General features: G+C 67.3%; 20 protein-coding genes. 4 read left to right on the top strand and 16 right to left on the bottom strand.

All coding sequences use genetic code 11. From position 1 onward, the window contains the following. Both rpsR and rplI read left to right on the top strand, forming a co-directional pair. Entirely contained in the window at positions 1–225 is a 225-nt protein-coding gene (gene rpsR, locus C8J26_RS06140; protein ID WP_031393978.1) for a 30S ribosomal protein S18, read from the top strand. An 11-nt stretch (positions 226–236) separates the two neighbouring features. Next, positions 237–833, top strand: a complete 597-nt coding sequence (rplI, locus tag C8J26_RS06135; RefSeq protein WP_056420172.1) for a 50S ribosomal protein L9 — start codon at positions 237–239, stop codon at positions 831–833. 321 nt (positions 834–1,154) lie between these two features. On the opposite strand, the gene C8J26_RS06130 is transcribed toward rplI, so the two are convergent. From C8J26_RS06130 to recR, 3 genes are all read right to left on the bottom strand, one after another. Then, on the bottom strand, positions 1,155–2,513 hold the full coding sequence (locus C8J26_RS06130; protein WP_107957186.1) for a DNA recombination protein RmuC: 1,359 nt from the start codon (positions 2,511–2,513) through the stop codon (positions 1,155–1,157). Between the two features lie 445 nt (positions 2,514–2,958). Continuing rightward, positions 2,959–3,483: a peptide deformylase gene (def, locus tag C8J26_RS06125; protein WP_107957185.1), complete on the bottom strand. Its 525-nt coding sequence runs from the start codon at positions 3,481–3,483 to the stop codon at positions 2,959–2,961. A gap of 58 nt (positions 3,484–3,541) precedes the next feature. After that, the gene (gene recR / locus C8J26_RS06120) at positions 3,542–4,138 is read right to left on the bottom strand and encodes a recombination mediator RecR (protein WP_056420182.1); all 597 of its coding nucleotides are present in this window, start codon (positions 4,136–4,138) and stop codon (positions 3,542–3,544) included. Between the two features lie 52 nt (positions 4,139–4,190). Between recR and fmt the strand changes: the two genes are divergently transcribed. Then, the gene (gene fmt, locus C8J26_RS06115; RefSeq protein WP_107957184.1) at positions 4,191–5,117 is read left to right on the top strand and encodes a methionyl-tRNA formyltransferase; all 927 of its coding nucleotides are present in this window, start codon (positions 4,191–4,193) and stop codon (positions 5,115–5,117) included. Next, a complete protein-coding gene (truA, locus tag C8J26_RS06110) occupies positions 5,114–5,872 on the top strand; it encodes a tRNA pseudouridine(38-40) synthase TruA (RefSeq protein WP_107957183.1) in 759 nt (252 codons plus the stop codon). Before fmt ends, truA begins: the two co-directional genes overlap by 4 nt. 55 nt (positions 5,873–5,927) lie before the next feature. Here the strand turns inward: truA and C8J26_RS06105 are convergent, their stop codons facing one another. The 13 genes from C8J26_RS06105 to dapA all read right to left on the bottom strand — a co-directional run bounded on the left by C8J26_RS06105 (position 5,928) and on the right by dapA (position 21,104). Next, complete coding sequence (locus C8J26_RS06105) at positions 5,928–7,145, bottom strand: class I SAM-dependent RNA methyltransferase (protein ID WP_107957574.1); 1,218 nt, start codon at positions 7,143–7,145, stop codon at positions 5,928–5,930. Then, positions 7,142–8,632, bottom strand: coding sequence for an NAD(P)H-hydrate dehydratase (locus C8J26_RS06100; protein ID WP_107957182.1), 1,491 nt, complete (start codon positions 8,630–8,632; stop codon positions 7,142–7,144). The genes C8J26_RS06105 and C8J26_RS06100 overlap by 4 nt, the downstream gene beginning before the upstream one ends. After that, positions 8,629–8,997: a hypothetical protein gene (locus C8J26_RS06095; RefSeq protein WP_244185190.1), complete on the bottom strand. Its 369-nt coding sequence runs from the start codon at positions 8,995–8,997 to the stop codon at positions 8,629–8,631. Before C8J26_RS06095 ends, C8J26_RS06100 begins: the two co-directional genes overlap by 4 nt. 19 nt (positions 8,998–9,016) lie before the next feature. After that, positions 9,017–10,738: a dihydroxy-acid dehydratase gene (gene ilvD / locus C8J26_RS06090; RefSeq protein ID WP_107957181.1), complete on the bottom strand. Its 1,722-nt coding sequence runs from the start codon at positions 10,736–10,738 to the stop codon at positions 9,017–9,019. Positions 10,739–10,802: 64 nt separating this feature from the next. Further along, positions 10,803–11,087: a hypothetical protein gene (locus C8J26_RS06085; protein ID WP_146168782.1), complete on the bottom strand. Its 285-nt coding sequence runs from the start codon at positions 11,085–11,087 to the stop codon at positions 10,803–10,805. Positions 11,088–11,230: 143 nt separating this feature from the next. Next, on the bottom strand, positions 11,231–11,581 hold the full coding sequence (locus tag C8J26_RS06080) for a response regulator (protein ID WP_056420202.1): 351 nt from the start codon (positions 11,579–11,581) through the stop codon (positions 11,231–11,233). Between the two features lie 21 nt (positions 11,582–11,602). Continuing rightward, positions 11,603–14,005 (bottom strand): hybrid sensor histidine kinase/response regulator, encoded by a 2,403-nt coding sequence (locus C8J26_RS06075; protein ID WP_107957179.1) that lies wholly within the window; start codon positions 14,003–14,005, stop codon positions 11,603–11,605. 199 nt (positions 14,006–14,204) lie between these two features. Beyond that, positions 14,205–16,259, bottom strand: coding sequence for a M13 family metallopeptidase (locus tag C8J26_RS06070; RefSeq protein WP_107957178.1), 2,055 nt, complete (start codon positions 16,257–16,259; stop codon positions 14,205–14,207). Positions 16,260–16,437: 178 nt separating this feature from the next. Further along, entirely contained in the window at positions 16,438–18,501 is a 2,064-nt protein-coding gene (locus C8J26_RS06065; RefSeq protein ID WP_107957177.1) for a M13 family metallopeptidase, read from the bottom strand. Between the two features lie 84 nt (positions 18,502–18,585). Then, the gene (locus C8J26_RS06060; protein WP_244185189.1) at positions 18,586–19,155 is read right to left on the bottom strand and encodes a DUF2062 domain-containing protein; all 570 of its coding nucleotides are present in this window, start codon (positions 19,153–19,155) and stop codon (positions 18,586–18,588) included. Positions 19,156–19,158: 3 nt separating this feature from the next. Continuing rightward, on the bottom strand, positions 19,159–19,641 hold the full coding sequence (gene smpB / locus C8J26_RS06055; RefSeq protein WP_055879372.1) for an SsrA-binding protein SmpB: 483 nt from the start codon (positions 19,639–19,641) through the stop codon (positions 19,159–19,161). A gap of 64 nt (positions 19,642–19,705) precedes the next feature. Further along, a complete protein-coding gene (locus C8J26_RS20045) occupies positions 19,706–20,200 on the bottom strand; it encodes a hypothetical protein (RefSeq protein WP_146168781.1) in 495 nt (164 codons plus the stop codon). Positions 20,201–20,219: 19 nt separating this feature from the next. Next, entirely contained in the window at positions 20,220–21,104 is an 885-nt protein-coding gene (dapA, locus tag C8J26_RS06045; protein WP_107957175.1) for a 4-hydroxy-tetrahydrodipicolinate synthase, read from the bottom strand. Between the last annotated feature and the right edge of the window lie 107 nt (positions 21,105–21,211).

The following is a 21,211-nucleotide window of genomic DNA, read 5'->3' as shown; positions in this document are numbered from 1 at the left end:
ATGGCACGTCCATTCTTCCGCCGCCGCAAGAGCTGCCCGTTCTCCGCCAAAGACGCTCCCCGGATTGACTATAAGGACGTCCGGTTGCTGCAGGGCTTCGTGTCCGAGCGTGGCAAGATCGTCCCGTCGCGTATCACTTCGGTGGCCGCAAAGAAGCAGCGCGAACTGGCCCAGGCCATCAAACGTGCGCGTCATCTGGGCCTGCTGCCCTACATCGTTAAGTAAGGAGCGCCCACATGGACGTCATTCTGCTTGAGCGCGTCGAAAAGCTCGGCGCCATCGGCGACGTGGTGAAGGTAAAGGACGGCTACGCCCGTAACTTCCTTCTCCCGAACAAGAAGGCGCTTCGTTCGAACGAAGCCAACCGCAAGGTGTTCGAATCGAACCGTGCGCGGATCGAGTCGGACAATGCATCGCGTCGCAGCGATGCCGAGACCGAAGCGAAGACCTTCAACGACACGACCATCACCCTGATCCGTCAGGCGTCGAACACCGGTCAGCTCTACGGTTCGGTCGCGGTTCGCGATCTGGTCGACGCGCTGGTGGCCGATGGTCACAAGGTCGCAAAGTCGGCGATCGTGCTCGACAAGCCGATCAAGGCGATCGGCGTGTACACCGTCAAGGTTGCACTCCACCCCGAGGTGTCGGTGTCCGTCAAGGTCAACGTCGCCCGCTCGCCGGAAGAGGCCGAGATGCAGGCTTCGGGCGTCGACGTGATGTCGTCGATGTTCGAGCGTGACGAGGCTGGCTTCGTCGAGGATTACGATCCGAACGCAGAGCCCGGCGCCACCGCCGAAGCACCGCGCGACCAGGAGGACGAGGCGCAGGGCTAACCCCCTCGCCTTACCTGGCCGCTACGAAAAGGCCCGCCCGGAGCGATCCGGGCGGGCCTTTTTCTTTGCGTATTTAAGATGCGGATTAGGGGCAGGTTACGCAGGCGCCGATCACGGCGGCGAAGGGGATGAGTGCGCAGAAGATGGGGACGAGATGCTTCATGGCCGGGTCACTCTTTGAGAGGTGTTGCCGGGATAATGCGCGGCCTTGGGAAAGGTTTCCCGCAGGTGAACGAATTTTGTACCGATCGGTTTTTTTGACTGAAATGAGCCCTACTGCTTAACCGCCCCGGCCTTCGCCGGGGTGGTTCCGATTGGGTATCAGTTCTCGATACTCTCGGGCTTCTCGATCAGCGCAGGCCCCTCGCCTAGCGCCAGAGCGTCGACCGAGGACACGTCTTCCAGATCGCGGGCGCCTGTTTCGATGTTGAGGTCGCGGAACTTGCGGCCGGTGACCATCAGGCGGCCGTTGAACGAGTTGGTGAAGCCGTTGAAGTTCTTTACCGCGCTATTGAGGCCGACGCCGACCTTGCGCAGGTCGTCCGCGACCTTGGCGAGGCGATCGTGCATCTCCTTGCCAAGCTCGCCGATCTTGCGTGCCTCGTTGGCGAGCTTCTCCTGCCGCCAGACCGCCGCCACCGTGCGCGCGATCGCGATCAGGTTGGTCGGCGTCGCCAGCAACACGCGCTTCTCGAAGGCGAAATCCCAGAGCGTCGGGTCATGCTCGAGCGCCGCCGAGAGGAAATGCTCGCCGGGGACGAACATGATCACATAGTCGGGCGTGTCGGCGAACTGGCTCCAATAGGCCTTGTTGCCGAGGCCGTTGACGTGCGCGCGCATCGACGCCGCATGCGCCGCGAGGCCGATCAGCCGCTCGGCATCGTCGACCGCGCCGAACGCGTCCTGATAGGCGTTGAGCGAGACCTTCGCGTCGATCACCAGCGCGCGGCCGCCGGGGACGCGGATGATCGCATCCGGGCGCAACCTAGCGCCGTCATCGCCCACCGCGACGCTGACTTCGGTCTGGAAGTCGGTGTGCTCGCTTAGGCCGCAGGTTTCGAGGACGTTCTTGAGCTGCTGCTCGCCCCAGCGGCCGCGCGACTTGGGGGCGTTGCGCAAGGAATTGACGAGCTTGGCCGCCTCGGTCGAGACCTTTTCCTGGCCGAGCCGCATCTGCTCGATCTGGCCCTTGAGGTCGCCGAACGCGTCGCGACGCTCGGCCTCGACCTTGGCGACGCCCTCTTCATAGCGTTGCAGACGATCGCTGACCGGCTGGAGCATCGACTTGAGATTCTGCCCGGCAGTTTCCTCGGATTGGCGGAAACGCGCGTCGGCGCGGTCGAGGAACTGCACCTGCGCGGCCTCGAGCGCCTTGGCGGCGGCGGCACCGAACTGCGCGGTCATCGCGTCGTTCGCCTCCTTCAACTGGCGCAGCGTGACGAGGTGCGCGGCCTGGCGTTCCTCGCTCTGCGCCTGGAGGCGGGCGAGGTCGCGCTGCGCGTCGTTGCGCTCTCGCTCGACCGCGTCGCGGGCGGTGCGGAGGAGGTCGGCGTCGGCGGCCTTGGTCCGGGCTACGGCGAGATCGCTGGCGAGGGTCGTGGCGCGGCGGGAGGCCAGTAGCCAGCCCAGGAGGACGCCCGCGGCGAGCGCGAGGACGGCGATGATGGCGAACTCAGCCATGTTGCGTGGCCGAAACCGGAGTGAAGTATAGGAAGTATAGACGCACGTGCAGCATCGTTTCGGGCAAAGATGCACGGGGTGGCGAGCGGGTTTGGGAGAGGTATGGGGACGTCATGCGTGGAACATACGTCGAACGCGTGGGGTAGGACAGCCTGAATATCGTGCTGTCGCGCGGGGGCGGCCGGGTTGGATCACGAGTGGTGGCGTTTGTGGTTCTGGGCTCCCGCCTTCGCGGGAGAACTAGAGGGGGGCGGTACCGACCGCAACATATCGTACCACCCCGGCGGAGGCCGGGGCCCAGTTGGGGGACGTCGCCAACTGGGCGCAGCGTGTCGTTACTGCGACCTTTCCAACTGGGCCCTGGCCTTCGCCGGGGTGGGAGCTATCGGTGTGATCTTGTGTTTCGAATGCGCGGGCGGGCCTTTTACCCATACCCCACTACAGATCACCCCAGCTTGCGGGCCTTGGCCAGCTTCTTCAGCACCATGTCGCGCTTGAGGCGACTGATGTGGTCGATGAACAGCACGCCGTCGAGATGGTCGATCTCGTGCTGCATGCAGGTCGAGAGCAGGCCGTCGAGTTCTTCCTCGAACGCCGCGCCGGTCTCGTCGAGCCACTTGACGACGCAGCGCGACGGGCGGGCGACCTCGGCATATTGCTCGGGGATCGAGAGGCAGCCTTCGTTGTACGTCGACATCTCGTCGCTGACCGACAGGATCTCGGCGTTGATATACGCCTTGGGCGCCTTGATCGGCTTGTCCTCCTCGTCCTTCTCTTCCTGAAGGTCGATGACGAGGACACGCTTCTGGACGCCGACCTGGGTCGCGGCCAGGCCGATGCCGTTGAAGTCGTACATCGTCTCGATCATGTCGGCGACGAGCGTGCGGATGGAGTCGTCGACCGTGTCCACCGGCTCGGCAACGAGGCGCAGGCGGGGATCGGGGACTTCGAGAACGGTCATTACGGTCATACCGCGCAGCTAAGTACAGCGCGGGGGGCCGTCAAGCACTTGGCGCAAGCCGCGGGGATCAGGCCATCGGGCGGCGCGCGCGCAACGCCTGCGCCAGCGTGCCCTCGTCGAGATAGTCGAGTTCGCCGCCGACCGGCAGCCCGTGGGCGAGTTGGGTGACGCGGACCGGGAAGCGTTCGATCCGCTCGGCGATGTAATGCGCGGTGGTCTGGCCCTCGAGCGTGGCGTTCATCGCGAGCACGACCTCGTCGATGCCGCCCGCCTCGATCCGGCGGACCAGGCTGTCGATGCTGAGATCCTCGGGGCGGATGCCTTCGAGCGCAGACAGCCGGCCGCCCAGCACGTGGAAGCGGCCGGGGAACAACCGCGAGCGATCGAGCGCCCAGAGGTCGGCGACCTCTTCGACCACGCACAAAGACCGCTGGTCGCGGCGGGGGTCGGCGCAGATCGCGCAGGGGTTGGTGGTATCGACGTTGCCGCAGGTAGTGCAGTTCTCCAGCCGCTCGTCGACCGCGGTCAGCGCCTCGCGCAAGGGGCCCAGCGCGGCGTCGCGCTTCTTGAGCAGATGCAGCACGGCGCGACGTGCGGACCGGGGGCCGAGGCCGGGGAGCCGGGCCAGCGCCTGCGTCAGCGCCTCGATCTCGGGGGATGCCATCTGGAACAGATAGGGGGTTGCGCGGCTCCCCGCCAGCGTGTTCGAGAGGGCCATGCGGATCATCTTCATGGGAACGCCGGACTTCGCAGTGCCGGTGCTGGAAGCCCTCGTCGCGGCGGGGCATGACGTGGTGGCGGCGTATTGCCAGCCGGCACGACCGGGCGGACGACGCGGGCGCGAGCTGGTGCCGTCGCCGGTACAGGTTCGGGCGGAGGCGCTGGGGATCGAGGTGCGGGCGCCGGTGTCGTTCAAGGCGTCGTTGCCCGAGGGTCTCGCCGCGCGGGAAGCGTTTGCGGCCTTGGGGGCGGATGTTGCGGTCGTCGCGGCGTACGGCCTGATCCTGCCGCGTGCGGTGCTCGACGCGCCGCGGTTCGGGTGCTTGAACGTGCACGGCTCGCTGCTGCCGCGGTGGCGCGGGGCGGCGCCGGTGCAGCGCGCGATCCTGGCGGGCGATGTGCAGACAGGGGTCGGGATCATGCAGATGGAGGCCGGGCTGGATACCGGGGCGGTGCGGCTCGAGGGGCGGACTGACGTTGCGGGGAAGACGGCGGGCGATCTTACCGCCGAGCTGTCGGCGATGGGGGCGCGGCTGATGGTCGAGGTGCTGGGCGATCTCGACGCCCACCCTGCCCGGCCGCAGCCTGACGACGGCGTGACCTACGCCGCCAAGATCGAGAAGGCGGAGGCGCGGATCGATTTCGAGCGGTCGGCGGTCGAGGTCGAGCGGCTGGTGCGCGCGATGAACCCGGCGCCCGGCGCGTGGTTCGAGCATGCCGGCGAGCGGGTGAAGGTGCTCGCGGCGGACGTGTTGCCGTTCAGCTTTCTGGGGTGCGAGGGGCTGACGGTCAACGACGCGCTGACGATCGGGTGCGGCGACGGCGCGATCCGGCCGACTTTGGTGCAGCGGGCGGGGCGCGGCGTCACCTCGGCCGAGGAGCTGCTGCGCGGGTTTGCAATCCGCTCGGGGACGCAGCTTTGACGCGGTTCGCGTTGACGGTGGAATTCGACGGGCGGCCGTTCATGGGCTGGCAGCGGCAGAAGCATGGGCCGAGCGTACAGGCCGCGCTCGAGGCGGCGGTGCTCAAGATGACCGGCGAGACCGTGTCGGTGCAGGCGGCGGGGCGAACCGATGCGGGCGTGCACGGGATGGCGATGCGCGCGCATGTCGATATCGAGAAGCCGCTCGCGGCGTTCCGGTTGATGGAGGGGCTGAATGCGCTGGTGAAGCCGGCGCCGGTTTCGGTGCTGGCGTGTGAGGTGGTCGACGACGATTGGCATGCGCGGTTTTCGTGCGTGGGGCGGTCGTATGAGTACAGAATCGTCAACCGGCGGGCGCCGCTGAGTTTCGAGGCGGGGTTGGCGTGGCAGGTGCCGCAGCCTTTGGATTCGGAAGCGATGGCAGAGGCGGCGGTGGCGCTCGTCGGGCGGCATGACTTCACGACGTTTCGGTCGGCGCATTGCCAGGCGGACAGTCCGGTGCGGACTCTCGACCGGCTCGAGGTGGTGCGCGAGGGAGAGCGTCTGTTTATCTACGCGGCGGCGCGGTCGTTCCTGCATCATCAGGTGCGGTCGATGGTCGGGTGCTTGGCGCTGGTCGGGATGGGGCGCTGGGCGGTCGGCGATGTCGCGGACGCGCTGGCGGCGAAGGATCGGGCGATGCTGGGGCTGAATGCACCGCCCGACGGGTTGTTCTTCGTGAGTGCTGTTTACCCTCCCCCGTCATCCCGGACTTGATCCGGGACCCAGGGTTACGCCGCGCAGCGTTCGTGGCTTTGGATCCTGACTTTCGTCAGGATGACGATGGGGGTGCGGGGCGCGTGAACTTGGCCGCGAGTTCGACATGCGTCGACCAGCGGAACTGGCCGACCGGCTGGACCCAGTCGATCCGCCAGCCCGAGTCGCACAGCTCCTTCGCGTCGCGGGCGAAGGTGGCCGGATTGCACGAGACATAGGCGATCACCGGCGTCTTGCAGTCCGCCAGCGCGGTCGCTTGCTCGCGCGCGCCCGAGCGCGGGGGATCGATCACGACCGCGTCGAAGCGATCGAGTTCGGCCACCGTCAGCGGGCGGCGGTAGAGGTCGCGGTGCTCCGGGTAGACGGGGCGCTGCGTGCGGTGCGCGGCGGCCTTCAGCGAGGTGAGCGCGTCGCGTGCGCCTTCGGCGGCGTAGACCTTGGCGGGGATCGCCATCGTGAACGTGCCGAGCCCGGCGAACAGGTCGGCCACGGTGTTGGCCTTGCCGATCGCTTCGAGCACCGCGGCGGTCAGCGCGGCCTCGCCGTCGGGCGTGGCCTGCAGGAACGAGGCGGGCGGGAGCGGCACGGGAACGCCGCCGAGCGTGATCGTCACCGCGTCGGGCTCCCAGCGCGTCTCGGGGCCGAGACCGTCGTCGAACGCGACGCGCGCGATTTTGTGGTCTTCACAGAATTTGGTGAGCGCTTCGGCTGCCGCGAGCCCTTCGGGGGCGAAACCGGTGATCAGGATGTCCGCGCCCTGGTCGGCGAGCGTCAGGTGGATGTCGGCGCGGCGGCGGAAGTTCAGGCGCCTCAGCAGCTGGCGCAAAGGCTGGACGAGCGCGAACAGGCGCGGATCGAGGATCCAGCATTCCTTGATGTCGACGATCGTGTGCGCCTTCTCGGCGGTGAAGCCGAGCGTGATCTTGCCGCCCTTGCCCTCGGCATGGAGCGTCGCGCGGCGGCGGCTGCGGACGGGCGAGATGTGCGGGGTGCGGATCGGGGCGGACAGGTCCTGCCCGTCGAGCGCGGAGGCGATCCGGTCGGTGACGAACGCGGCATAGCTCTGGTCGTCGAGATGCTGGAGCTGGCAGCCGCCGCAGGTCGGGAAATGGACGCAGGGGGGCGTCTGGTGGTGCGGTCCGGGGGTGACGGTGCCGTCCGCGGCGAGCGTGTCGCCGGGGGCCGAGAGCGGCGCGTGGCGGCCGTCAACGGTGATCCCGTCGCCGCGCGCCGCGACGCGGATGATGGTGTCGATCGTGGATTCAGAAGTCATAGCGCCGCTCTGGCGCACCGCAGCGCGTCCGCCAAGTCGTCGGCGATAAATGCTGCGCCCAATCGGCGGGCGGCGTCACCGTGGAGCCACACGCCGGCGCCGGCGGCGTCGAGCGGGTCGAGGCCCGCGGCGAGCATTGCGCCGATCGCGCCGGCGAGCACGTCGCCGGTGCCCGCGGTCGAGAGCCAGTCGCTGGAACCCGGCGCGATGCGGACGCGGCCGTCGGGCGCCGCGATGACGGTGTCGGCACCCTTGAAGACGACGACCGCGTTCGCAAAGGCGGCGGCGTCGCGGGCGCGGGTGATCTTGTCGGCGTCCGACTTGCCGAAGAGCGCGTCGAACTCGCCGGCATGCGGGGTGAGGATGACGGGGACGCTCAGCGCCTTGATCCGGTCGGGGTCGATCAGGCGGAGCGCGTCGCCGTCGATGATCAGCGGGTGCCCCGAGCGCAGCGCGGCGTCGAGGCGGGTCCTGGCGGTGTCGTCGCGACCGAGGCCGGGGCCGATGACGAGCGCGCCGATCCGGTCGTTGGCGAGCGCGTGGACTGAGAACGGCGTGCGGACAAGCGCGTGCGGCGGGCCGTGGCTGTCGCCGAGCAGGGTGACGTAGCCCGCGCCGGCGCGCATCGCGGCGAGGGCTGCGAGGTCGGCGGCGCCGGACATGGTGCCGGCGATGATGGCGACCATGCCTCGGGTGTATTTGTGCGAGTCGGGGCCGGGGGTTGGGAGGATTGGGGTTGCGAGGACTTCGGCCTGGCTGGTGGCGGGGACGCCGATGTCGAGCAGGCGGATCTGGCCGCAGTAGCGCGCGGCGGGCTGGAGCAGGTGCGCGGGTTTCAGCGCGCCGAGGGCTAGCGTGAGGTCGAAGACGGGGGGTGTGCTGAGGGCTTGGCCGGAGTCGGTGGCGAGGCCGCTGGGGAGGTCGATGGCGATTTTCAGTTGCGCCGCGTTGGCGAGGAAGTGAAGGCGCCCCACAATAGTTCCCTCCCCGGCGGAGGCCGGGGTCCAGTTGGGTGAACCGGGTGATTCATCGATGGCATTGCCCAACTGGACCCCGGCCTCCGCCGGGGGGGTATTTGGGGTGGGGGTCGCGCATGCATCGAGCGGGCGGCTCAGGCCCGTGCCGAACAAAGCGTCGACCAGGATGGGCGCGGGGTTGGCGTCCGCAAGCGTTTCCACTGGGCCGTGCCACCCTGCCCTTGCCGCCTTCGCCGCATCCGTCCTCGGCTCGGACAGCGCCGCGACGCGGACCGTCACGCCCATCTCCGCGAGCACCCGCGCGGCGACATAGCCGTCGCCGCCGTTGTTGCCGGGGCCGCACAGGATCAGGACGTCGTTCGATCCGGCGAGGCGGCGGACGGCGTGGGCGATTGCGGTGCCGGCGCGGTCCATGAGCGTTTCGACCGGGACGCCGGTGGTGATCACCGCGTCTTCCGCGGCGCGCATTTCGGCGGCGGTCAGGATGGGCTGGCCTTCGATTCGGATCATGAGGGTTTGGCCGCGCCCTTGATCGTGGCCGGCAGGCGGTAGCGGTCGCCTCCCAGTGCCACCTCGATGCCGTCCGCGCCGAGGACGCTCACCCGGGCAACCTCTGCCCCGTCCGCGGCGATCACGCCGCGACCGTCCTGCGTGACGAGCAGGCGACGGAACCCGCCGTCGGGATGGCGGACCGTGAGAATCAGGCCGTCGCGCCCCTGCGCCTGTTCGATCGTGCAGCTCGCGGCCAGTGCCGCATTGCCGCGCGCGCAGGCGATGCGCGCTTCATCTGCGGGGGTGGCTTGCCGTTGCGCGGCGACCGTCGTGTCAGCGGGCTGCTCCCGCCCGCACGCGGCGAGCGGGAGCGAGAGAAGCACGCCAAGACACTGAAGCGGTTTAGATATCCGCGTAGACATGGGTTTCGGCTGCGGCTCCTGGGTGCGTGACGGCACCCTTGTAGGCCGGGCCGACGGTCTTCGCATAGCGCCACAGCGCGCCCGAGCCGTAATCGTTGGTGCGCGGCACCCAGGCGGCACGGCGCGCCGCCATGACGTCCTCGGGCACGTCGAGGTCGATCGTGCCCGCCTCGGCGTCGATGTGGATGATGTCGCCATTCTCGACCAGCGCGATCGGGCCGCCGTCTGCCGCTTCGGGGCCGACATGGCCGATGCAGAAGCCGCGCGTGCCGCCCGAGAAGCGGCCGTCGGTGATCAGCGCGACGCTCTCGCCCATGCCGAGGCCGTAGAGCGCGGCGGTGGTCGACAGCATCTCGCGCATGCCGGGTCCGCCCTTGGGCCCTTCGTAGCGAATGACGATGACCTCGCCCTCGTTGATCTCGCGGTTCTCGACCGCGGCGAAGGTGTCCTCCTCGCAGTCGAACACGCGTGCGGGGCCACTGAACTGGAGGCGGTGCATGCCCGCGACCTTCACGATCGCGCCGTCGGGGGCGAGACTGCCACGCAGGCCCACGACGCCGCCGGTGGGCGTCAGCGGGGTGTTGATGTCGTATATGACCTTCTGGTCGGGGTTCCACGTCACCTGGTCGATGTTCTCGCCGAGCGTCTTGCCCGTCACGGTCAGGCAGTTGCCGTCGAGGAAGCCGCCCGCGAGCATCGTCTTCATCAGCATGTAGACGCCGCCGGCCTCGTACATGTCCTTGGCGACATACTTACCGCCGGGCTTGAGGTCGGCGATGTACGGGGTGGTCTTGAAGATCTCGGCGACGTCGAACAGATCGAACTCGATCCCGGCCTCGGACGCCATTGCGGGCAGATGCAGCGCGGCGTTGGTCGAGCCCCCGGTCGCGGCGACGACGCGCGCGGCGTTGATGAACGCCTCGCGCGTGCAGATGTCGCGCGGGCGGATATTGTCGGCGAGGCAGTCCATGACCTGCGCGCCCGCAGCCACGGCGATCTGTTCGCGCGTCGTGTACGGTGCGGGCACCATGTTGCTGTTCGGGATCGACAAGCCGATCGCCTCGGCGACGCAGGCCATCGTGTTGGCCGTATACTGGCCGCCGCACGCGCCGTGGCCGGGGCACGCGACCTTCTCGATCGCGTGGACCTCGGAGAGCGGGCACGCACCCGCGGCATATTTGCCGACGATCTCGAACACGTCGACGACGGTGACGTCGCGCTCCTGATAGCGGCCGGGCAGGATCGAGCCGCCATAGACGAACACCGACGGGATATTGAGGCGGAGCATCGCCATCATCATGCCGGGGAGCGACTTGTCGCAACCGGCGAACCCGACAAGCGCGTCGTAGCAATGGCCGCGGACCGAGAGTTCGACCGAATCGGCAATGACTTCGCGGCTGACAAGGCTCGCCTTCATACCCTGGTGGCCCATCGCGATGCCGTCGGTGACGGTGATCGTGTTGAACCGGCGCGGCATGCCGCCGCCCTGGATGACGCCTGCCTGCGCGGCATCGGCCTGCGCGTCGAGCGTGGTGTTGCAGGGTGCGGAGTTGTTGCCGGCGGACGCGAGCGCGACGAACGGGCGCGCGATCTGCTCTTCGTCGAGGCCCATCGCGTAGTAATAGCTGCGGTGCGGGGCGCGTTCGGGACCGACGGAGACATGGCGGCTCGGCAGGCGCGATTTATCGAATGTGCGGGTCATGACGAACGCCTATGTCGCGGGAGGGGGTATTTGCGCAAGAGAGTTGCGACACCGACGCTGCGATTTACCGTGCCAACGCCATGAGCGCGATCAGGAGGACCATGATCCCGACCGTGAGCACGAAGAGAGTCGCGAGCACCAGAAACGTCCCGGTTGCATTGTCGTAAGCCCAGGCAAGCGCGGGAAGCGACAGGATGCCGACCGCAACGGCGACGCCCGTGCCGCCTAAACCGTAGCCGACACTCAAGGCCGACACTACGCACAGGAGCGTGACCGCCCGCGCGCCCGTAACGCGCATCAGTTGAGGCTGGGTGGAGGCATGGAACGGATGGTGCCGTTCGGGCACCATTTGTGCAAGCGCGCCCTACCCGTCAGCGCCGGGTATTCCTGACGGACGTCAGTAGACAGGGTTACAGCTGACGACGCCTTTGGCTCTGGATCCTGACTTTCGTCAGGATGACGGACTGGCTTGTACCGCTCCAGCCGTGGCGGTCAGAGCGCCTCGAGCGCCTTTGCCACGCCGTCCATCGTGAAGGGCTTTTGCAGCCGCGGGCGGTCGCGGAATTCGGGGGCGACGCCGTCGTCGCCGCCGCCGGTCGCGAACACGAAGGGGACGCCCTTGGCTGCGAGAGCCTCGGCGACCGCGGTGCTCTTTTCGCCGCCGCGCAGGTTCACGTCGAGGATCGCGCCGTCGACGCCGCCTTGCTCGATCCGCTTGAGTGCGTCGGCAACGGTGTCGACGGACCCGGCGACGCCCTTGTCGAGCACCTCCAGGAAATCCTCAAGCATCATGGCGATCAACGGTTCGTCCTCGACGATGAGGATCTGCTGGGAAACGGTCATCCCCTGCCATAGTCGGGATTGTTACGACTTGCCAACATCTTGTTCGTGTCGGCGCGTCGCGAGCACGTCTCGTGCCGCTTCGGCAAGTTCCTGCACCGAGAAGGGCTTGGGCAGGAATGCGACGTTGTCGAGATCGATCGAGCGGCGCAATTGCTCCTCGGCATAGCCCGACATGAACAGGATCGGCAGGTCGGGATAGCTCTCGCGCGCATGCCGCACCATCGTCGGGCCATCCATCTGCGGCATGACGACGTCGCTGATCAGCAGGTCGGGACGGCCGTGCTTTGCGAGCACCTCGAGCGCGACTTCGCCATTTTCGGCGGTGAGCACGGTATAGCCCTGCCGCACCAGCGCGCGTTCGGCGACCGCGCGGACCATGTCCTCGTCCTCGACCAGCAGGATCGTGCCGGTGCCCCACAGGTCGACGGGCTTGGGCGTCGGCTTGAGAACCGCGGGGCGCGTGGCGGCGGGCGCGGAGTGCACCGGCAGGTACATCGAGAAGGTTGCGCCCTGCCCCGGCTTGCTGTCGGCGAAGATATAGCCGCCGGACTGTTTGACGATGCCGTAGACGGTCGAGAGGCCGAGCCCGGTGCCCTTGCCAAATTCCTTGGTGGTGAAGAAGGGTTCGAAGATCTTGGGCAGCACGTCGGGCGGGATGCCGGTGCCGGTGTCCTGCACGATCAGCGCGGTATAGTCGGCGACGGGCAGGATATCCGACGCCATCTCGCGCACTTCGGACGCGGGCACCGCGCGCGTGGTGATGGTTAGCACGCCGCCGCCGCGCGCATTCGCCGAGACGATCGCGTCGCGTGCGTTGACCGCGAGGTTGACGACGACCTGTTCGAGCTGGCCGGGATCGGCGCGGACCGGGCCGAGATTGCGGCCGTGAGTCATGTCGAGGCGGACGGTCTCACCCATCAGCCGCTTGAGCAGGTTCGAGACTTCGGAGACGACGTCGGGGAGCTGCAGGATTTGCGGACGTAAGGTCTGCTGGCGCGAGAAGGCGAGCAGCTGGCGTGTCAGGCTGGCGGCGCGGTTCGAGTTGGTGCGGACCTGCTGGATGTCGTCATAATCGCTGTCGCCGGGCGAATGGCGCATCAGCATCAGGTCGCAATGGCCGATGATCGCGGTAAGGATGTTGTTGAAATCATGCGCGACGCCGCCCGCGAGCTGGCCGACCGCCTGCATCTTGGTGGCCTGGGCGACTTCGCGCTTGAGGCGGCTTTCCTCGCTATTGTCCTTGAGGCTGAGGAGGACCGCCGCATCGCCGAGGCCGCGCGCACCGGCGATCGTCAGCGCGACCGGCTCGTCGGGATGATCCTTGAGACGGACTGCCATGTCGGTCGAGTGCGTCGCGCCGCCGGCGAATTTGCGGATCGCGTCGGCGACCGCGGCCTTGTCCTCGCGGACGACGAGATCGCCGGGATAGAGCGGCGGTGCGACCGCATTGACTCCCGCCGCACGCAGGAACGAGTCGTTCATCTGGAGGAAGCGGCCGTCGCGATCGACCAGCGCCATGCCGAACGGCATCATGCTGACCAGGCTGCGGACATGCGCGGAGGCGCTGGCGCCGAGCGCGGGCGCGTCCTCCTCGTCGTCGAGCAATGCGACCAGCACCGGCGCGTCGTCGCCGTCGAGGAACGGGATCTGGAGGACTCGCAGCGGGGTGCCCTCGAGCCCCTCGCGTTCGAAGCGGACGAGGCCGCGGCTGTCGGTGATGAGGAAGCGGGCGAAGTCGCGGCCTTCGATCGCATCATGTTCGTCGCCGCACGCGCGCGCCCTGAGCACGCGGTTGGCGGTGCGGACCCGGCCGTCGGGCGAGAGCAAGGCGGCCATGATGCCGCTGCCGCCAAGCTGGTCTCCGGTCGGGCCCGCGAGCAAGGCGGCGAGCGTTTCCGCAAGGTCGTGCTCCTGCGCGGTAACGAAGCGCCAGACGAGCATGTCCGCATCGTCGCCGGCGCGCGCGATCTGCGCAGACAGGGCGATGTCGCGCGCGGCGAGCCGGTCGACATGCGCGCTGCCGTCGCGCCACGCGGCGCGGCCGGCGTCGGCGAGGGCTGCGGTGCCGGCGTCGTCGAGCGGGAGGCCGGGGGGAGTCGGGAAGCCTGCGAACAGCGCCTCATACGCGTCGTTCGCGCAGACGAGGCGCCCTGCGCGGTCGGTGATCGCGAGCGCGTCGGAGCCGGCTTCGGCGACCGTCCGGGTCAGGTCCCAGTCGACCGGGCGCGACGCGTCGTTCGTGACCGGATTGAGCAGGCGCCAGGCGATCAGCGCGCCGATGACGATGACGGCGGCGGCGAAGAAACCGGCGGCGGCGATCCAGCTGCCGACCAGCAGCAGCACGACCGCAGCGGCAGCGATGCCCGAGATGGCAGCGACCAACGCGGCGTTGCGGACGGGGGTGGGTAAAGCGATCGATGCCATCGGGACGGTCTTCCGCCGGAGCGGGGTGAGGCGTCAAGCGCGTTGGTGGGTTTCTAGGGGGTGGGGCGCGCGGACTGCAGGCGGCACGCCCTACCCTCTCCCCGTGGTTGGGGTGGTGCGTCCCCCCGCATAGTTAGGCGATGAGGAAGCCCGCCAGCAGCAATGCTGGTGGGCTTCCTCCAACCGCACAGGGCGCCGCTTACCAGATCCGGACGCGCTGTTCGGGCGTCAGGTACAGCTTCTGCCCCGCGGTCGGCTTGTACGCCGCGTACCAGGGGTCGAGGTTGCGGACGACCCAGGCGCGCTGCTGCGACGGTGAGTGCGGATCGGTCAGCAAGCGGTTGCGAAGATTGGCTTCGCGGTAGTTGCGACGCCAGACCTGCGCCCAGCCGAGATAGAAGCGCTGGTCGCCGGTGAAGCCGTCGAGCACGGGTGCCGCCTTGCCGCCGAGCGCGGTGTGATAGGCGTCGTACGCGACCGTGAGCCCGGCCAGATCGGCGATGTTCTCGCCCATCGTCAGCTGACCCTTCACGTGCATCCCCGGCAGCGGTTCGTACGCGTCATATTGCGCGCCGAGCTTGCCGGTGAGCGCCTGGAAGCCGGCGATATCCTTGGGCGTCCACCAGTCGGTGAGCTGGCCCTTGGCGTCGTATTTCGAGCCCTGATCGTCGAAATGATGGCTCAACTCGTGGCCAATCACCGCGCCGATGCCGCCGTAATTGACCGCATCGTCGGCCTTGGGATCGAAGAATGGCGGCTGCAGGATGGCGGCGGGGAAGACGATCTCGACCATGCCGAAATTGGCATAGGCGTTCACCGTCATCGGCGTCATGCCCCATTCCCAGCGCTGCAAAGGCTTGCCGAGCTTGGCGATATTGTCCTGATGCTGCCATTCGTTGGCGCGCCATTCGTTGCCGAACGCATCGCCGCTCGTGATCTCCAGGCCCGAGAAATCCTTCCACTGGCTGGGATAGCCGATCTTGGGCGTGAACGCGGCGAGCTTGGCGTGCGCCTTGACCTTCGTCTCGGGCGCCATCCATTCGAGCTTGTCGATCCGGCGACCCATAGCGGCCAGCACGTTCTTGACGAGCTTGTCGGCCGCGGCCTTCGTCTCGGGCGGAAAATACTGTGCGACGTAGAGCTTGCTGACCTCGTCATCGAGCGCGCCGGAGGTGAACTGCACGCCGCGCTTCCAGCGGGCTTCCTGCTCGGGCGTGCCGCCGAGGACGGTGCCGTAGAACGCGAACTGTTCGGCATCGAACGCCTTGGGGAGGACGTCCGCATAGCCGTCGAGCGAGCGGAGCATCAGCTGGTCCTTGAGCACGCCGAGCGGCGCGGTCGAGACGAGCTTGGCAATGCCGGTGATCGCTGAGGGCTGCGCGACGATGACGGTCGCGACGGGCGTGCCGATGCCCTTGAAATAGCCCGCGAAATCGAAGCCGGGCGCGCGCTTGGCGAGCTCGGCGACGGTCATCTTGTTATAGGTCTTGGTGGCGTCGCGGCTGTCGACGCGCGTCCAGCTGACCTTGGCGATCTCGGTCTCGAACGCCAGCAACGCAGCAGCGCGCGCCTCGGCATTGGGTTCGCCGGCGAGCGTCAGCATCTTGGCGATGTGCGCGCGGTAGGCGGTGCGCGCCTCGACCAGTTTCGCGTCGCCCGAGAGGTAATAATCGCGGTCGGGGAGGCCGAGGCCGGACTGGCCGAGCGAGAGCGCATATTGCTCAGGCAGCTTGTCGTCCTGACCGACGCCGCCGCCGAACGGGCCGCGAATGCCGGCGCGGTCGGCTTCGGCGAGCAGCGCGGGGTAGCCGGCGCGGTCTTTCAGCGCGGCGATCTTGCCGAGCCAAGGGCGGATCGGGGCGAGGCCCTTGGCCTCGATCGTGCCGGTGTCGAGGAAGGTCGCGTAGGCACGGCCGATCTTCGAGCCCTTGTCCTTCGCGGCGGTGTCGAGGATGCCGCGGGTGCGCGTCTCGGACAGGTCGGACAGGAGGTTGAACGAGCCGTAGTTCGACTTGTCGGCGGGGATCGGGTTGGCCTTCGACCAGTTGCCGTTGGCGAAGGTGTAGAAGTCGTCACCGGGCTGGACGGTCTTGTCCATGCCCTTCTCGTCGAAGCCGAACGTGCCGTATTGCGCGCCGGTCGAGGCTGGGGTCGCGGCCGGGGCAGGCGTGGACTCGGTGGTTTGCGAGATGGCGGCGGTGACGCCGGTGATGGCGGTTGCGGCCAGTAGGCCGGCGACGAGGAAGGACTTCATGGGGTTCTCCTAGAATTTCGTTGGCACATACCACCGACACGACCTCCCCGGCGAAGGCCGGGGTCCAGTTGGAGAGGTCTCAGTCGCGAGGGGCAGTCCGCGGTTACGGCTGTCCCCCAACTGGGCCCCGGCCTTCGCCGGGGTGAGGTGCGTGGTCGGGATATGCGGCGGGGTCTTGTTACCAGATGCGGACGCGGTTGGCGGGGGCGAGGTAGCTGGCCTCGCCGGGCTTGGCGCCGAACGCGGCGTACCAGGGATCGAGGTTGCGGACGGTCAGCACGCGCTGATGGCCTGGCGAATGCGGATCCGAGAGCAACGCCTGCTGGAGCGCTGCGTCGCGGAACTTGGTGCGCCAGACGCCCGCCCAGCCGTAATAGAAGCGCTGGTCGCCGGTCGTGCCGTCGATGATCGGCGCGGGCTTGCCGCCCAGCGACTTGTGATACGCGTCGTACGCAACCGTGAGACCTGCCAGATCGGCGATGTTCTCGCCCAGCGTCAGGCCGCCCTGGATGTGCTGGCCCGGCAGCGGCTCATACGCGTCATACTGCTTCACGAGCGCATCGGTGAACACCTTGAAGCGCGCGACGTCCTGCGCCGTCCACCAGTCTGTGAGCTTGCCGTTGAGATCGTATTTGCGGCCCTGGTCGTCGAAGTGGTGGCTGATCTCGTGCCCGATCACCGCGCCGATGCCGCCGTAATTGACCGCGGGATCTGCCTTGGGATCGAAGAAGGGCGCTTGCAGGATGGCCGCTGGGAACACGACCTCGTTCATCGTCGGGTTGGCATAGGCGTTGATCGTCATCGGCGTCATAAACCACTCAGCCCGGTCGATCGGCTGGCCCAGCTTCTTGAGGTCGCGATCATAGTCGAACGCGTTGGCGCGCGACACGTTACCGACGAGATCGCCGCGCTGGATCTGGAGCGCGGAATAATCGCGCCATTTGTCGGGATAGCCGATCTTGGGCGTGAACGCGGCCAGCTTGGCGAGCGCCTTTGTCTTGGTTTCGGGCGCCATCCATTCGAGGTTCTTGAGACGCTCGCCCATCGCCGCGATCACGTTCTTGACGAGATCGTCCGCTGCGGCCTTCGACGCCGGCGGGAAATATTTGGCGACGTATTGCTGGCCGATCGCCTCGCCCATCGCACCCGACACGGTCGAGACGCCGCGCTTCCAGCGGACCTGCTGCTCGGGCGTCCCCGACAGCGTGGTGCCGTAGAAGCCGAAGTTGGTCTTGTCGAAATCGCTCGAGAGATACGGCGCGTAGGCACGCAGCACCTTGAGCATCGCATAATCCTGCAACACGGCGAGCGGCGTGTCCGCGAACACCTTGGCCTCGCCGGTGAACGCGGTCGGCTGCGCGACGAGGTAGAACGGACGACCCGAGACGCCCATCGCGGTCATGTACTGCGCCCAGGGGAAGCCCGGCGCCTTTGCCGCGAAGTCGGCGGCGGTCCATTTGTTGTAGGTCTTGTCCGCGTCGCGGCTCTCGATCCGAGTCCAGTGCGCGGTGGCGAGGCCCTTCTCCATGTTGAACACGGCGGCGGCGCGCGCGGCGGCATTGGGCTCGCCCGCCAGCGTCAGCATCCGCGTGAGATACGCCTGGTATGCCGTGCGGATGGTGGCGAGCTTCGCGTCGTCCTTGAGGTAATAATCGCGATCGGGGAGCCCGAGGCCACTCTGACCGAGCCCGACGACATAGGTGGTCGGGTCCTTGTCGTCCTGCTGCACGCCGACACCGACGAGGCCGCCGACGCCCTGGCGCTGGAGCCTGGCGATCTCGGTGACGAGCGCGGTCTTGTCCTTGGTGGCGCGCAATGCGGCGAGCATCGGCTTGACGGGTGCGGCGCCCTTCGCGTTGGCGCCCGCCTCGTCCATGAAGCTGGTGTAGAAATCGCCGACCTTGTCGCCGGGCTTGGTGGCGGCGGCATCGAGGATCGTGCGGGTGCGCGCGAGCGACAGGTCCTGGAGGACGTGGAACATGCCGTAGGACGAGCGATCGGCGGGGATCGGCGTGGTCTTCACCCAACCGCCATTGGTATAGTCGAAAAAGTCCGTGCCAGGCGTCACGCTGGTATCGCGGCCCGCCATGTCGAACCCGAAATCGCCGATCTGCGGCTTGTTCGCGTTCGTGGTCGCCGGCGCAGGCGTGGAGGACGACGGGGTCGCGGTACGCGGGGCGGTTTGCGCGATCGCCGATGCGGCGGACGCGAGCAGGATCACGGTAACAATCGACTTGCGCATCAAGAACCTCGGAGAAAAGATCGTCTGGATGCTGCGTGTTTTACGCCGATAAGACGGTCCGTCAATTCCAACCGGTGTCAAATGTTACGAAACACTGACGCCGCGATTATCGTGCCGGTTCCGCCATTTGCGCGCGATCCACAGCCGCCAGCCCAACGCGCTGAGCGCATAGCCGCCGATCGAACAGACGATCGTGATGACCAGCAGGCCCAGCGCGGTGGCGGGCCCCGCCTGCATCAGCCACGGGATCCATTCGGTCCGCGCGGCGGCCTCGGCGACGGGCTGGCCGGGGACATGCTCGTCGAGCCGCAGCAGCGACGAGCCGATCCAATAGGCGGCGATCCATAGCGGCGGCGTGGTCAGCGGATTGGTGATGAAGGTCGTCAGCGCCGCGGTCGGCACGTTGGCGCGGAACGGCAGCGCGAAGACCGCGGCAACGGGCGTCTGCGCTACCGGGATCAGGATGCCCGCGACCATCCCGAGCGCGACGCCGCGTGGCACCGATCGGCGGGTGAAGCGCCAGAGTTCGGGCGCGAGCACGCGGTGTGCGACGGGGCGGAGAAGACGGTTCTTCTCCATCGATTCGCGCGTGGGCAGATTGCGATGCGACCACGCCGCGAGACGCGAGAATATGCTGCCCGGCGCCTTGGACACAGGCTATCCGCGATCCCGCATGATCCGGCCCTGCTCGCGCTTCCAGTCCTGTTCCTTCACCGAATCGCGCTTGTCGTGGTTCTGCTTGCCCTTGGCGAGCGCCAGTTCGATCTTCGCGCGGCCCTTCGAATTGAAGTAGATCATCAGCGGCACGAGCGTCATGCCCTGACGCGCGACCGCGCCGAACATCTTGTTGATCTCGCGCTCGTGCAGCAGCAGCTTGCGCGGCCGCTTGGGCTCGTGGTTGAAGCGGTTGCCGTGGCTGAATTCGGGGATGTTCGAGTTCACCAGGACGACATTCTTGCCCTTCACCTCGGCATAGGCCTCGGCGATCGAGCCTTCACCGCCGCGCAACGCCTTCACCTCGGTGCCGGTCAGCGCGATGCCCGCCTCGAACACCTGCTCGATATAATAATCATACCGCGCGCGCCGGTTCTCGGCGACGATCTTGGTCTTCTCGAAGGTGGGGGGTTTGGGACGTGCCATGGGACGCGCGATGTAGGAGGTCGCGGGGCTTAGGGGAAGCGGTGGCGGGGCGCGGATCAGCCTATTAGTTATCGATTTCGCAAATGGGCCGCTCGCGCGATAGCCAATACTCCACGTTTCCGAGCGTCGCGAGCAGCGCCGCTGGCTCAATCAGCGCGTCATGATGTGGCAGCCGAGCAAGCGAATGGGTTGCGAAAAGTCCGTCGAGTTCGAGATTATCGGCTTCCGCCCTCAGGAAGAAGCCGTCGAAATAGACGACGAGATCGCCTATTTCGAAATCTTTCATTACATGGGCCAACCAATCCGCTTGCGATTGAACGACACCGGTCGCCGTATCGTAACCCCCGCGTTTTCGGTCTGCGGTGACAATCTCCACATAACTCAAGTCGATCTCGACGACCCGGGCGTAGGTAAATGCCTTTCTGCAATATGTGCAGGCGATCAGATACCCGCAGCCACACCAAGGACAATCCAACTGGCCCGGAATTGATGCAAGCCCGCGTTCGCACTGGCAAAAGGACAATGTTTCGTTGTTCGCCTTTTCGAGATACTTCGCCAATACAGCTCCTTTCTGGAACTTAGATCAGACCAGCATGGCTCAAAGCGATGTCGATGGCCACCCGCGACGTCTCACCCGCAGACGTCATTGGCAGACGGAGCGTTTCGGGGAAGCCTGAGCGGACCTTCGTCATCGCGTATTTCACCGGGCCCGGCGAGGCGTCGGTGAAGAGCGCTTCGTGGAGCGGATAGAGCGTGTCCTGATAGGCCAGCGCCTTGACGAAATCGCCCGACTGGCACGCCGCCTGGAACTCGGCGCACAGCCTGGGCGCGACGTTCGCCGTCACCGAGATGCAGCCGGTGCCGCCCATCACGTTGAACGCGAGCGCGAGGTCGTCGTTACCCGACAGCTGGCAGAAGTCGAGGCCGCACGCCGCGCGGTGCTGCGAGACGCGCGCGAGCACACCGCTGGCATCCTTCACGCCGACAAACACGTCGGGGAACGCCGTGACGATCCGGGCGAGTGTCGCCGGCTGGATGTCGGTCACGGTGCGCGCGGGCACGTTGTAGAGGATGATCGGCAGCGGCGTCGTCTCGGCCAGCGCTTCGAAATGGCGGAAGATGCCCTCCTGCCCCGGCCGGTTGTAATAAGGCGGGACCATCAGCGCGGCGTCGGCACCGGCGTCCTTGGCGGCGCGCAAATTGGCGGAGGCGACGCGCGTGTCGTTCGAGCCCGCGCCGGCGATCACGGGGACGCGGCCCTTCGCCTGGTCGACGCAGACGCGGACGACGTGAAAATGCTCGTCATACGACAAGGTCGCCGCCTCGCCGGTGGTGCCGCACGCGACGAGGCCCGACGAGCCCTCCGCGATCTGCCACTCGATGAAGTCGCGATAGGCGGGTTCGTCGAAGCTGCCATCGGCGGCGAACGGCGTGACGAGTGCCGGAATCGATCCTGAAAACATGCGGTAGCCTTGCGTCCCTGCGAGAAGAAAAGTCTGGCCTGTTGCGCCAAATACCGGGTGGAATCCGGATTTCGTTCAGGACAGATACGGGTTCGAGGCGTATGCTG

This window comes from Sphingomonas aurantiaca, from assembly GCF_003050705.1.
Lineage (GTDB): Bacteria > Pseudomonadota > Alphaproteobacteria > Sphingomonadales > Sphingomonadaceae > Sphingomonas > Sphingomonas aurantiaca.
The sequence above is the reverse complement of the archived record's forward strand: the minus strand, read 5'-3'. Positions and strand labels throughout refer to the sequence as shown.